This window comes from Citrobacter sp. CK195 (genome assembly GCF_030333365.1).
GTDB lineage: Bacteria > Pseudomonadota > Gammaproteobacteria > Enterobacterales > Enterobacteriaceae > Citrobacter_B > Citrobacter_B koseri.
This window is the reverse complement of sequence record NZ_JAOWGB010000023.1, coordinates 427695-441484: the sequence shown is the minus strand read 5'-3', so window position 1 is coordinate 441484 and position 13790 is coordinate 427695. Positions and strand designations below refer to the sequence as shown.

12 protein-coding genes and 1 other RNA gene are annotated in these 13790 nt (G+C 53.4%); 5 read left to right on the top strand and 8 right to left on the bottom strand.

Features of this window, described 5'->3' with window-relative positions; genetic code table 11:
* Positions 1-78 precede the first annotated feature (78 nt).
* From OGX93_RS10670 to ydiJ, 3 genes are all read right to left on the bottom strand, one after another.
* On the bottom strand, positions 79-267 hold the full coding sequence (locus tag OGX93_RS10670; RefSeq protein WP_024130379.1) for a YdiH family protein: 189 nt from the start codon (positions 265-267) through the stop codon (positions 79-81).
* Positions 268-366: 99 nt separating this feature from the next.
* Complete coding sequence (gene menI, locus OGX93_RS10665) at positions 367-777, bottom strand: 1,4-dihydroxy-2-naphthoyl-CoA hydrolase (protein ID WP_012132590.1); 411 nt, start codon at positions 775-777, stop codon at positions 367-369.
* Positions 774-3830 carry a D-2-hydroxyglutarate dehydrogenase YdiJ gene (gene ydiJ, locus OGX93_RS10660; protein ID WP_286449618.1) on the bottom strand — a complete coding sequence of 1019 codons (3057 nt, stop codon included), beginning with the start codon at positions 3828-3830 and terminating at the stop codon, positions 774-776. Before ydiJ ends, menI begins: the two co-directional genes overlap by 4 nt.
* 213 nt (positions 3831-4043) lie before the next feature.
* Between ydiJ and ydiK the strand changes: the two genes are divergently transcribed.
* Both ydiK and rprA read left to right on the top strand, forming a co-directional pair.
* Positions 4044-5156: an AI-2E family transporter YdiK gene (gene ydiK / locus OGX93_RS10655; protein ID WP_112002392.1), complete on the top strand. Its 1113-nt coding sequence runs from the start codon at positions 4044-4046 to the stop codon at positions 5154-5156.
* A gap of 191 nt (positions 5157-5347) precedes the next feature.
* Positions 5348-5455: antisense sRNA RprA (gene rprA / locus OGX93_RS10650), an RNA gene on the top strand.
* Positions 5456-5596: 141 nt separating this feature from the next.
* Here the strand turns inward: rprA and ppsA are convergent.
* Entirely contained in the window at positions 5597-7975 is a 2379-nt protein-coding gene (ppsA, locus tag OGX93_RS10645; protein WP_012132593.1) for a phosphoenolpyruvate synthase, read from the bottom strand.
* A 335-nt stretch (positions 7976-8310) separates the two neighbouring features.
* On the opposite strand from ppsA, the gene ppsR reads away from it, so the two are divergent.
* The 3 genes from ppsR (at position 8311) to hemP (ending at position 10702) form a co-directional block, all read left to right on the top strand.
* Complete coding sequence (gene ppsR / locus OGX93_RS10640; RefSeq protein WP_012132595.1) at positions 8311-9144, top strand: posphoenolpyruvate synthetase regulatory kinase/phosphorylase PpsR; 834 nt, start codon at positions 8311-8313, stop codon at positions 9142-9144.
* 165 nt (positions 9145-9309) lie between these two features.
* Entirely contained in the window at positions 9310-10356 is a 1047-nt protein-coding gene (gene aroH / locus OGX93_RS10635) for a 3-deoxy-7-phosphoheptulonate synthase AroH (protein WP_012132596.1), read from the top strand.
* Between the two features lie 154 nt (positions 10357-10510).
* Positions 10511-10702, top strand: coding sequence for a hemin uptake protein HemP (gene hemP / locus OGX93_RS10630; RefSeq protein ID WP_047457344.1), 192 nt, complete (start codon positions 10511-10513; stop codon positions 10700-10702).
* Positions 10703-10705: 3 nt separating this feature from the next.
* Here the strand turns inward: hemP and selO are convergent, their stop codons facing one another.
* The 4 genes from selO to OGX93_RS10610 all read right to left on the bottom strand — a co-directional run bounded on the left by selO (position 10706) and on the right by OGX93_RS10610 (position 13727).
* A complete protein-coding gene (gene selO / locus OGX93_RS10625; protein WP_275147396.1) occupies positions 10706-12148 on the bottom strand; it encodes a protein adenylyltransferase SelO in 1443 nt (480 codons plus the stop codon).
* Between the two features lie 61 nt (positions 12149-12209).
* On the bottom strand, positions 12210-12923 hold the full coding sequence (locus tag OGX93_RS10620; RefSeq protein ID WP_012132600.1) for an EAL domain-containing protein: 714 nt from the start codon (positions 12921-12923) through the stop codon (positions 12210-12212).
* The gene (locus OGX93_RS10615; RefSeq protein ID WP_153257548.1) at positions 12920-13090 is read right to left on the bottom strand and encodes a hypothetical protein; all 171 of its coding nucleotides are present in this window, start codon (positions 13088-13090) and stop codon (positions 12920-12922) included. The genes OGX93_RS10620 and OGX93_RS10615 overlap by 4 nt, the downstream gene beginning before the upstream one ends.
* A 172-nt stretch (positions 13091-13262) precedes the next feature.
* Entirely contained in the window at positions 13263-13727 is a 465-nt protein-coding gene (locus OGX93_RS10610; RefSeq protein WP_012132602.1) for a C40 family peptidase, read from the bottom strand.
* Positions 13728-13790 lie beyond the last annotated feature (63 nt).

Sequence of the window (13790 nt, the reverse complement as noted above, 5' to 3'; positions counted from 1 at the left end):
AGCCAAAAAATAACCCCGGCAGAGCGTGTCGGGGTTTTCTGTTGGTGTTAATTCACCGAGCGATAAAACAGTGCGGAATCAATGAACGCCCAGACGCCAGGCAAAGTAAATCTCTTCTTTTAGCTCAGAGGAAGAGAGCGTGAGTAAATCGGCAAATTCCAGCTCTAATTGTTTTAAGCGCTTCAAATACTGGGCTGGAGAAAGCTCGGTTTTATCACGGCGTAAAAATTCAATTGCCAGTTGGGTTGGGTCTAAATCGGTAGACATATCATCCTCGCTTATGTTCAAAACGTGCACAGTATAACACTTTTTTCTGCACACATTTTGACCAAAAGCAGTCTGCGATAAAGATATTTTGTGACAACGTCACACAACGGCAGTTGTCAGACGTGAAGAACAGCACAGCCGCCCCTGCTCATCAAAAATATCGATCTGCCAGACCTGATGACGAGAGCCGGTATGCAGCGCTTTGCACACCCCTCTGACGCGCCCTTCACGCGCTGAGCGAACGTGGTTGGCATTCACCTCCAGCCCCACGACTTTCTGTTCGCCCTGCGTGCACAGATAGCCCGCAACCGAGCCGATACTTTCAGCCAGCACAACGGACGCGCCGCCGTGTAGCAGACCAAAAGGTTGCTTTGTACGGCTATCCACCGGCATTGTTGCTTCCAGCGTATCGTCGCTAATATGCTCAAAGCGAATATCCAGTAGCCCCACCATGTTCCCTTCGCCCAGAGCGTTCAGCGCTTCGAGCGTGACTTTACGTTTCCAGATCATCCAATAATCTCCAGTAGTGCCTGTAACGGATGGCGAACCCCGGTGCCTTCAATGCGTTTTACCTGGCTGCGGCAAGAGTAACCGGTCGCCAGGCAGCGATTGCGCGGCAGTCGCGCCATCGCCTGTTGCCACGACAGCGCATAGATCCCCAGCGAATTTTCATGATTTTTCACTTCATGGCCGTAAGTACCCGCCATGCCGCAGCAGCCTACGCTGACGCTCTCCAGCTTCGCCCCTAAGCGTGCAAAAATGGCCGCCCACTGCGCCGGTGCGCCAGGCAATGCCGTCACTTCGGTACAATGCCCAAAGAAATACCAGGGCTCACCGCTCACGGCAAGAGGCTGTCGGGACGCCAGCACCGTCGGCAGCCACTCATTCACCAGCTGTACGTGGAAATCACCACGCTGTTCGCCGAGGGTTTGTTTGTATTCATCACGATAGCAAAGCACCAGCGCCGGGTCGACACCGACCATCGGGATACGCAACTGCGCCACCCGATTGAGAAATTCGGCCGTTTTCTTCGCCGTCTTCGCAAATCGGTTAAGGAACCCTTTGATGTGCTGGGCCTTGCCATTTGGCGAGAACGGCAGCAATACAGGCTGAATGCCGAGCTTTTCCACCAGCCGGATAAAATCCGCCACCACCTGCGCATCGTAGTAACTGGTAAACGGGTCCTGCACCACCAGCACCGTACGCTCTTTTTGCTCCTGGCTCAGGAGTTCAAGCTGTTCCAGCGTCATATTGGCGGAACGGTGCCCGACCATTTGCTGTTGCAGCGACGGCGTCGAAAGTAGCGGCAAATCCACCATGCCGATATGTTTCTTCGCGAGGTTTCGCACCAACGGCTGATTGAGAAAGAAGTTAAAGGTTTTCGGCGCCCGCGCCATTAATGGCGCATAGCTTTCGACCGTCGCCACCATATGATCGCGCAGCGGACGCAGGTAGCGCGTGTGGTAAAGCGCCAGGAAGCGTGAGCGGAACTCCGGCACGTCTATTTTAATCGGACATTGTGTCGAGCAGGCTTTGCACGCCAGGCAACCCGACATCGCCTCCTTCACCTCATGGGAGAAATCATATTCGCCTTTACGAGCGTGCCAGCTGTTGCGGGTACGGGCAATTAACGTCCGCAGACTGGCGCGTTTTTCCGGCAGCTCTTTTTCCAGCTGTAGCGGATCAACCCCACGGTCGGCCAGCAGGCGCAACCATTCACGCACCAGCGTCGCACGCCCTTTGGGAGAGTGAATGCGATTCAGGCTGATTTTCATTGATGGGCACATCGGGCTTTTGGCGTCAAAGTTGAAGCACAGGCCATTGCCGTTACACTCCATCGCCCCGCGCCAGACCTGACGCACCGCCAGTGGAATCTGCCGATCGTAAGTACCGCGTTTCACCGCATCGACCTTCATCATCGGCGCATCAATGCCTTCCGGCGGACAAATTTTTCCGGGGTTCAGGCGGTTTTGCGGGTCGAACGCCGCCTTCACTTTGCGTAGTTCGCCATAAAGCTGCTCGCCAAAAAACGCCGGGCTATATTCAGCGCGAAAACCTTTACCGTGCTCGCCCCACAGCAGACCGCCATATTTCGCGGTGAGCGCCACCACATCATCGGAAAGACTCTTCATCAGAATTTCCTGTTGCGGATCGCACATATCCAGCGCGGGTCTGACGTGCAGCACCCCGGCATCAACATGCCCGAACATGCCATAACTTAAGCCATGACCGTCGAGCAGCGCGCGGAATTCAGCAATATAGTCGGCCAGATGCTCCGGCGGCACGCAGGTATCTTCCGCAAATGGAATCGGTTTGGCCGCGCCTTTGGCATTACCCAACAGACCAACCGCTTTTTTCCGCATGGCATAGATACGCTCCACGCCCGCCAGCTCCGCGCACAGCTGCCAGCCGATCACCCCGGCCTCCTGGCGAGCAATCAGCTCATCCAGACGCTGGCACAACGCGCTCACCTGAGCATCAATAGCCGCTTCGTCATCCCCGGCGAACTCGACGATGTTCAGGCCCAGCATCTCTTTATCAGGCACATCGGTAATCAGCTCACTGACGGAGTGCCAGACGATGTCCTCCCTCGCCAGATTAAGCACTTTAGAATCGACGGTTTCCACCGAGAGCGCCCGCGCCTCGACCATAAAGGGCGCGTTACGCAACGCGGAATCAAAAGAGTCATATTTGACGTTCACCAGACGGCGAACTTTAGGCAGCGGAGTAATATCCAGACGCGCTTCCGTGATAAACGCCAGCGTGCCTTCAGAACCGGTCAGCACGCGCGTTAAGTCGAACTCCGTCATCTCATCGTTAAAGACATGGCGTAAGTCGTAGCCCGTTAAGAAGCGGTTGAGTCTGGGAAACTTATCAATAATCAGCTGTCGGTTTTCCCGACAACGCTGGTATACGGTGTTATAGATGCGACCGATCGCGGTGTTGCTTTTACCGAGCGTTTCCGCAAGTTCGACCGGCATTACCTGGGTATCCAGAATATCGCCACCCAGCAGTACCGCGCGAACGCCCAGCACATGATCGGATGTCTTACCGTAAACTAACGACCCCTGACCGGACGCATCGGTATTGATCATCCCCCCGAGGGTCGCACGGTTGCTGGTCGAAAGCTCCGGGGCAAAGAAGTAGCCATACGGCTTCAGATACTGATTGAGTTGATCTTTGATCACCCCGGCTTCAACCCGCACCCAGCCCTCTTCCGGGTTAATTTCAATAATGCGGCTCATATAGCGGGACATATCAACGATAATGCCCTGGTTCAGCGCCTGACCATTGGTGCCGGTGCCGCCGCCGCGCGGGGTAAAAATCAATGAGGCGAAGCGCGACTCTGCCGCCAGACGGGCGATAAGCGCCACATCCGCCGTTGAACGCGGGAAAACCACAGCATCAGGAAGAAGCTGATAGATACTGTTATCTGTCGACATTGTCAGACGATCGGCGTAATTCGTTGCCGTATCGCCGGTAAACCCTTGCTGCTCCAGCGCCTGCAAAAAATTGAGCACCAGCTGAACGACGCCAGGTGCCTGAGAAATCTGTGGAATCATTATAGTGACCCTTTCCTGCGGTCTGTATTGTGAATTTAATCGTTTGCGTGTTGCTCTGTTTGTTGTATCACATTTTTTTCTTACACGCCCAGCAGAATTACAGGCAGAATCCGCCTGTTAAAAACCGCTGAAATTGCTCATCATTATGGGGTAAGGTTCGCGTGTTCGCGTCGCGTCAACGTTCTGACGCACAGAAAAGGTGAAAAGGTATTTATGGTAAATCTTCGTCAGCCCAGGGATATCGCGCAAGTGCTGCTGTCGGTGCTGTTTTTAGCCATCATGATCGTGGCCTGCTTGTGGATTGTGCGTCCCTTTGTCCTTGGTTTTGCATGGGCGGGAACGATCGTTATTGCGACCTGGCCCGTTTTGTTACGTTTACAGAAAATACTCTGGGGCCGCCGTTCTCTGGCCGTTCTGGTTATGACGCTATTGTTGGTTCTGCTGTTCATTATTCCCATCGCCCTGCTGGTCAACAGCATCGTGGACGGTAGCGGCCCGCTCATCCACGCCGTCACCGCCGGCGACATGACGTTGCCCGACCTGGCCTGGTTAAACAGTATTCCGCTGATTGGCGCCAAATTGTATGCCGGGTGGCACAACCTGCTGGATATGGGCGGCACGGCGATCATGGCGAAAGTGCGTCCTTATATTGGCACCACCACGACCTGGTTTGTGGGTCAGGCCGCGCATATCGGTCGCTTTATGATGCACTGTGGTCTGATGCTGCTGTTCAGCGCCCTGCTGTACTGGCGCGGCGAACAGGTGGCATTGGGCATCCGCCACTTCGCCAGTCGTCTGGCCGCGAAACGCGGCGATGCCGCCGTGCTGCTGGCGGCTCAGGCCATCCGCGCCGTTGCATTGGGTGTGGTTGTCACCGCGCTGGTTCAGGCAATTCTCGGCGGGATTGGCCTCGCCATTTCCGGCGTGCCTTACGCAACGCTGCTGACGGTCGTCATGATCCTCTCCTGCCTGGTGCAACTGGGGCCGTTACCGGTGTTAATCCCGGCAATCATTTGGCTGTACTGGACGGGCGATACGACCTGGGGCACGGTGCTGCTGGTGTGGAGCTGCGTGGTCGGTACGCTGGATAACGTGATTCGCCCGGTATTGATTCGTATGGGCGCTGACCTGCCGCTGATCCTGATTCTCTCTGGCGTTATCGGCGGGCTGATTGCCTTTGGAATGATCGGTCTGTTTATCGGTCCGGTATTGCTGGCGGTTTCCTGGCGTCTGTTCTCCGCATGGGTGCATGAAGTGCCCGCGCCGGGAAACGACCCTGACGAACTCCTCGAAGAACTGGAGGAGATTGAGGACAGCCATAAATAAACCCCATCGGCCGATCGACGCATTCGGTCGGCCGATACTTTAGCATTGCTCATCAATTAGCATCCTGACCAACCTGCCTTATGGCGTAATCCTCCTTACGTAATTCATTTACGTCGCAAATTCTTCATAGTTTTTAAACTATTGGGACGAATCTGATCGACGCAAAAAATCTCCACGCCTACTATTAGGGCACGGTTATAAATCAACGCCTTGATTTATAAGCATGGAAATCCCCTGAGTGAAACAACGAATTGCTGTGTGTAGTCTTTGCCCATCTCCCACGATGGGCCTTTTTTTAAGTGCCTGCCCTCACACCCCTTTTCTCCATCGCCAACAATTCTGATATGCCCACGCATGACGTCGGGCGGGATAGCGCGCATCGCAAAAAAAAACGGCTCCTTTTTACGGGAGCCGTTGCGGATTAGAATCAGCGCTGACGCTTATTTTTTCAGTTCAGCCAGACTCAACCAGGTCTGTACGACGGTGTCCGGGTTCAGCGACAGGCTGTCGATTCCCTCTTCCATCAGCCAGGCGGCGAAGTCCTCGTGATCGGACGGCCCCTGACCACAGATGCCAACATACTTGCCTTGTTTCTTCGCCGCGCGGATCGCCATCGACAGCAGCGCTTTCACCGCCTCATTGCGCTCATCGAACAGTTCAGAAACCACGCCGGAGTCGCGATCCAGACCCAGCGCCAGCTGCGTCATGTCGTTAGAACCAATCGAGAAGCCGTCAAAGTGCTCCAGGAATTGTTCAGCCAACAGGGCGTTGGACGGAATCTCACACATCATGATGATCTTCAGCCCGTTCTCACCCCGTTTCAGCCCCTGACGCGCCAGCTCGTCAACTACCGCTTTCGCCTGCTCAACGGTACGTACGAACGGGATCATGATCTCCACGTTGGTCAGCCCCATATCGTTGCGCACGCGTTTCACCGCTTCACATTCCAGCGCGAAGCAATCACGGAAGCTGTCAGAGACATAGCGACCGGCGCCACGGAAGCCCAGCATCGGGTTCTCTTCATCGGGTTCGTAACGCTCGCCGCCCACCAGGTTGGCGTATTCATTCGATTTGAAATCCGACAGGCGCACGATAACGCGTTTCGGATAAAATGCCGCGCCCAGCGTCGCAATGCCCTCTGTCAGACGACCGACATAGAACTCACGCGGTGAATCGAAGCCTTTCATCATCTCGCGGATTTCGTTTTGCAGTTTCGCGTCCTGGTCATCAAATTCCAGCAGTGCGCGAGGGTGCACGCCAATCATTCGGTTGATAATAAATTCGAGACGCGCCAGGCCAACGCCTTCATTCGGCAGGCAGGCGAAGTCAAAGGCGCGATCCGGGTTACCGACGTTCATCATGACTTTCAACGGCAGATCGGGCATGGTGTCCACGCTTGAACTTTTGACGCTGAAGTCGAGCAGGTCTGCGTAGACATAGCCGGTATCGCCTTCGGCGCAAGAAACGGTGACGTTTTCATCATCCTTCATGCGTTCCGTCGCGTCGCCGCAGCCGACAACCGCCGGAATACCCAGTTCACGGGCAATAATGGCCGCGTGGCAGGTACGACCGCCACGGTTGGTCACGATGGCCGCTGCTTTCTTCATGATCGGTTCCCAGTCCGGGTCGGTCATGTCAGTCACCAGCACGTCGCCAGGCTGGATACGGTTCATTTCGCTAATGTCGTGAATGACTTTAACCGCCCCCGCGCCAATGCGATGTCCGATGGCGCGGCCTTCCGCGACCACTTTCCCCTGCGCATGCAGCGTGTAGCGCTCCATTACCTGACCACGAGAACGGACGGTTTCCGGGCGAGCCTGTACAATAAACAGTTTGCCGGTATGGCCGTCTTTCGCCCATTCGATATCCATCGGGCGACCGTAGTGTTTCTCAATCTGTACGGCCTGTTTCGCCAGTTCCTGCACTTCTTCGTTGGTCAGCGAAAAGATGTCGCGCTGTTCCTGCGGCACATCTTCAATTTTGACCTGCTTGCCGTGCTCCTGGGTTGGCGCGTAAACCATTCGGATTTTTTTCGACCCCATCGTGCGACGAACGATCGCCGGGCGATTCGCCGCCAGCGTCGGTTTATGCACGTAGAATTCATCCGGGTTGACTGCGCCCTGCACTACCATCTCGCCCAGACCCCAGGCTGAAGTGATAAACACCACCTGATCGAAACCGGACTCGGTATCAATAGAGAACATAACCCCGGACGAAGCCAGGTCGGAGCGCACCATCCGCTGTACGCCAGCGGAGAGCGCGACGCCGCGATGGTCATACCCCTGGTGAACGCGATAAGAGATAGCGCGGTCATTAAACAGCGAGGCAAAAACATGTTTCACCGCCACCAGCACCGCATCGAAACCCTGCACGTTGAGGAAGGTTTCCTGCTGGCCGGCGAAAGAGGCATCCGGCATATCTTCAGCCGTTGCGGACGAGCGCACGGCGAAAGACGCCTGCGCATCATCCGCAGAGAGCTGTGCATAGGCATCGCGAATCGCGTTTTCCAGCTCTGGCTGGAAAGGAGTGTCGATAATCCACTGGCGGATCTGCGCGCCGGCCTTCGCCAGCGCGGTGACATCGTCAATATCCGTTTGATCCAGCAGTTCATAAATACGCTGGTTTACGCCGCTTTGATCCAGAAACTGGTTAAACGCATCGGCGGTCGTTGCAAAACCATTCGGTACGGAAACACCCATACCGGAAAGGTTAGTAATCATTTCACCCAGGGAGGCATTTTTGCCCCCAACTCTGTCTACATCATTCATGCCGAGTTGGTTATACCAAAGCACCAGCGGTGACGAGCCATTGTTGGACATCGAACAATCCTTTTGTGATAAATGAACGAGTTTAGAAACTACATTATTGCGTATTTATCTTTACATATTTAAACCCCTGAAAAAAACGGTGAATCGTTCAAGCAGATTTATTTTTTATTTTTTCAGATTGTTTACGCATTTGCGCAAACCCGCGGGCGACGGGCGATCTCCCCAAAAACTGTCGGTATAAACATAAGTTCCAAAAAATGAAATGCACTTTTCACTTAATATAAAAATAGCGTTTCATTTTATAAAATAAGCATCGTGATATACGCTTCTGGCAAATTTTAATTTATGCTTTCAGATAATTATGTTTGCTCCTCAGGATAAACAAAATGGATAATGTTGTTGATCGCCATGTTTTTTATATTTCCGATGGTACGGCCATCACCGCCGAGGTTTTGGGTCATGCGGTGATGTCGCAATTCCCTGTGACCATCAGCAGCATTACGCTGCCGTTCGTTGAAAACGAGAGTCGCGCCAGGGCCGTGAAAGATCAGATCGACGCGATTTATCAGCAAACTGGCGTGCGTCCGCTGGTGTTCTATTCGATTGTTCTGCCGGAAATTCGCGCCATCATCTTACAAAGCGAAGGGTTCTGTCAGGACATCGTGCAGGCGCTGGTGGCGCCGCTACAGCAGGAAATGAAGCTCGACCCAACGCCAATCGCGCATCGCACCCACGGGCTTAACCCCGGCAACCTCAACAAGTATGACGCGCGTATCGCGGCAATCGACTATACCCTTGCGCACGACGATGGGATCTCCTTGCGCAATCTGGATCAGGCGCAGGTGATCCTGCTGGGGGTTTCACGCTGCGGAAAAACGCCGACCAGCCTCTATCTGGCGATGCAGTTTGGCATCCGGGCGGCGAACTACCCCTTTATTGCTGACGATATGGATAACCTGGTGTTGCCCACGTCGCTTAAACCGCTACAGCATAAGCTTTTTGGCCTGACCATTGACCCGGAACGCCTGGCGGCAATCCGTGAGGAACGCCGTGAAAACAGCCGCTACGCATCGCTACGCCAGTGCCGGATGGAGGTTGCGGAAGTTGAAGCGCTCTATCGTAAAAATCAGATCCCTTGCCTGAACAGTACTAACTATTCGGTAGAAGAAATTGCCACCAAGATTCTCGACATCATGGGGCTGAATCGTCGAATGTACTAACAAACTAGTGCAAGAGTTCAATTTTTTGCTATCATGCCGCTCTGCTTGCGAGGTGTGAAACGCCTCGCATTTGAAATCAGCAGGTGAAGGTTGAAGTGTGTTATTGTGATGCCCATCACTTCCCGGTAGTCCTGCCGTTGAAGCAACAAATTTCTGAGACTTGTAATGAACAGAACCGACGAACTGCGTACCGCGCGTATTGACAGCCTGGTCACCCCTGCTGAGCTAGCGCTACGTCATCCTGTATCATCCTCCGTCGCCAGCCACGTTACTGACTCCCGACGCCGGATTGAAAAAATATTAAATGGTGAAGATCGCCGCCTGCTGGTGATCATCGGCCCCTGCTCGATTCACGATCTGGACGCTGCGATGGAATACGCAACGCGCTTGCAAACGTTGCGCAACACGCATCAGGCGCGTCTGGAAATCGTTATGCGCACCTATTTTGAAAAACCGCGCACGGTTGTGGGCTGGAAAGGCCTCATCTCCGATCCCGATTTAAATGGCAGTTACCGCGTAAATCATGGCCTCGAACTGGCGCGCAAGCTGCTGTTGCAGGTCAATGAGCTGGGTGTCCCCACCGCCACCGAATTTCTCGACATGGTCACCGGCCAGTTTATTGCCGATTTGATCAGTTGGGGGGCCATTGGCGCGCGCACGACGGAAAGCCAGATTCACCGTGAAATGGCTTCCGCGCTCTCCTGCCCGGTTGGGTTTAAAAACGGGACAGATGGCAACACGCGCATCGCCGTTGATGCGATTCGCGCGTCGCGCGCCAGCCATATGTTCCTCTCGCCGGATAAAACTGGCCAGATGACGATTTATCAGACCAGCGGGAACCCGTACGGCCATATCATCATGCGCGGCGGTAAAAAACCGAATTACCACGCGGAAGACATCGCTGCCGCCTGCGATACGCTGCATGAGTTTGGTCTGCCGGAACACCTGGTGGTGGACTTCAGCCACGGTAACTGCCAGAAGCAGCATCGCCGCCAGTTAGAAGTTTGTGATGATATCTGCCAGCAAATCCGTAACGGTTCTACCGCAATTGCCGGGATCATGGCCGAAAGTTTCCTGCGTGAAGGTACGCAGAAAATCGTCAGCGGTCAGCCGCTGGTGTACGGTCAGTCCATTACCGACCCTTGCCTGAACTGGGAAGATACTGAATTACTGTTAGAAAAACTTGCCTCAGCGGTTGATAGCCGTTTTTGACATCATGCCCATCCTCGCGGGGGATGGGCGCGCTTCTTTCCCCTCCACGCATTCCCCACTCGCCTGATTTGCTACCAGAATTAACACTTGCTGTCGCCATACACAATATTGATAATAATAATCATTGTTAAACTGATTATTATTAATTAGCGATATGCCACATATGGACGACATTGAGTTACTTCATTTTAAGGAAAGAGACAGCGTGCCCCCTTCCCCTGCTGCCGAGCGGCGTATCAGCAGCCAGACATTGTTAGGCCCTGAAGGCAAAGTCATCATCGATCATGACGGCCAGGAATACCTGCTGCGCAAGACGCAGGCAGGTAAGTTGCTGTTGACCAAGTAGCAATCAGCTTGAGCAACTGACTTCCAGCCGTTTACCCCAGTCCGGCGGACGGCTGACATAATCGTCATCTCTGTCGGTAAAGGGGTCGCGCAGAACCTGATGCAGTTGATGTAATTCGCCCATATCCCCCTGCTCAGCGCTGGCTATCGCGCGTTGCGCCAGCCAGTTGCGCAGCACCACCGCAGGATTCACGCGCTGCATGTGCTGTTGACGCGTTGCGTCATCCATCTGTTCCTGCTGTAAACGCGCCCGGTAACGGCTGAACCACCCGTCAAAGGCCGCGCGATCGATAAATTCGTCACGCAGCGGCGATGCCGCGCTCTGTTGCTCAGTCTGACTCAACATACGGAACGTTCGGCTATAATCGCTGCCTTCGCGCGCCATCAGGGCGAAAAGCTCGTTGAGAAGCGCGTTGTCCTCTTTTTGTTCGGTAAAGAAGCCCAGTTTTTGCCGCATGCGCTGCCCGTAGTGCGTGAGCAACGCCAGCTGATAGCCATCCAGCGCATCATTCAGCGTATCGACCGGCATAAACGGCGACAGGGTTTGCGCCAGGCGTTGCAGATTCCACAATCCGACAGCCGGCTGATTATCGAAGCTATAGCGCCCCTGGTGATCGGAGTGGTTACAGATAAACCCTGGCTGATAATCATCCAGGAAACCGAAAGGGCCATAATCTATCGTCAGCCCCAGTACAGACATGTTATCGGTGTTCATCACGCCATGCGCAAAACCTACCGTTTGCCAGTCAGCAATCAACCTCGCCGTGCGCGCCACAACGTCCCGGAACCAGAGCGCATACTTGTCCTCTTCCGCCTGAAATTGCGGCCAGTAATGGCGAATCGCAAAATCGGCCAGCTGACGGACTTTATCCGGCTCACGCCGATAGTAAAAATGTTCGAAATGACCGAAACGCATATGGCTTTGCGCCAGACGCATGAGCATCGCGCCGGATTCAACCGTTTCCCTGTAAACAGGCGTGTCGCTGGTGACGATAGACAGCGCCCGCGTTGTGGGGATGCCAAGATAGTGCATCGCCTCGCTGGCCAGACTTTCACGGATCGTTGAGCGCAGCACTGCTCGCCCGTCGCCCATGCGGGAGTATGGCGTTAGTCCGGCGCCTTTCAGGTGCCAGTCAAGCGTACTGCCGTCCGCCAGCAGTTGTTCGCCTAACAGAATACCGCGTCCATCACCGAGCTGGCCGGCCCAGACGCCAAACTGATGGCCGCTATAAACCTGAGCCAGAGGCGACATGCCGGGCAGTAATGACTCGCCGCCCCACACGCCTGCGCCGTTTTCCATATCAAACAACGAAGGTGGTATCGCCAGCTGCTGCGCCAGCGCATCGTTATGCCAAATCAGGCGGGCATGACTCAGAGGAGTTGGAGAAAGTGCTGTATATGTGGCTGGCAGTTCGTCACGCCAGCGGGATGTAAAAGACAGGGTCATAGAGCCTCCTGCCTGTAGTGTAGACGGTTAATACCCGCTTAAACACCAGCAAATAAAAAGGTTATCCCTGAACCAGCGTCGTAACCTGGCTCGCTGGCACGGCAGGCCATAAACATCCTTGCAGCGCGCTAAATCCCATTGATGATATCCGCGCCAGCATCTCTTCAGTATCAATACCCGCAATCATTATCGAATCACAGCACGGTGATATCTGCGAAATAATAGCCTGCATAAAGGGTTCAAAAGAAAGACTTGCGGATCTTTGCTGGACAAAGTTTTTATCCAGCGCGACGCGTTTGAAGAGACCATCAAAGATCGCTTTTATCGATGTATCGCCAGCGCCGAAATTGGCAAGGATGAGGGGAAATCGTCCGGCTAACTCAGCCAGAATTTGATTCTCTTTCCCAAGACTTAATTCAGGATAATTCTCATTAATCATCAGTTCCAAAAATGGAAAGCGCCTTACATGGGATACAAACTCGCCGTCTGATAATAATGATGCGACGACGGCTGGCGTTAAATTAATCCAGGCAATAAGTTTATGTTGAATAAAAAAATGTTGGCACGTTTCCAGCAATGCGAGTTTTTCTTCGAACAGACAACGCTGTTCTTCTGCTGACAGGCGCGGCATGACCAGCTCCGTCGGCATACGGACATTACCGTCTTCAGTGACAAAGTTTGCAACAATCTCCAGGCCGACGAGTTTCTCTTTCTCGGTTCGGGCAGGAACAAAATAAAGGTGAGAATGATAAAAGTTATCCAGTGAAACAATCATTGTGCCAGCCCCGCTGCATGGGTGTAATCCGGCATCCTGTAAGAAAGAACGAAGAAAGATGTCATTTCTGATACGACTGGAGGTGCTTTCATTTTTTCCTTTTTAGCCGGTAAACCGGGTCCTTTTTTTAGCTTATCTCGATTATAAACCAATATCCAGTTTTGCATTTTCCGCAAGACACCGGATAAATCATTTTGACTAAAAATACTTTTGCAAAATGTAGGGTTAAAACTATTTCTGATAACTCACGATAGCCCTGGCATTCAGACAATGAGAAATCAATTTCTTAAATATAGATGATGAAGCGGCCGCTGGGTATCCGCTTTACCATCGATAGCATTAAATACGTCTCGCCTGCCAGAAATTTTTCCGCCAGTAGACATTGTCGAGCGATGAGCGCATCACGCCGCGGCTGGTAGACGCATGAATAAATTGATTGTTGGTATCATAAATGCCGACGTGCAAACCACTTTCCCCCGATCCGGTTTTAAAAAAGACCAGGTCGCCGGGCAGCAGTTCATCTTTGTCGATTTCCGTACCAATTTTTGACTGTTGGCGCGTTTCACGCGGCAGTTGTAAATCAAATTTGTCGCGCATCGTCATCAACACAAATCCCGAGCAGTCCACCCCGCTACGGCTCATTCCGCCATAGCGATACGGTGTACCTCTCCAGGACTGTAGCTGATCGTTCAGGCCCGCGATAACCATAATGGAATCCGAAAGCCTGGCGTTAGGTGCTGGCGCACGATGGCTGCTACACCCTGCCAAAAACAGTGCTGCGATAAGAAGAAGCCAAAAGCGCATTCAGGACGAATCCTCTATCTTTTTATTCTTGCTTCTATTTAGCGTGGAAATTATGTGTTTTTC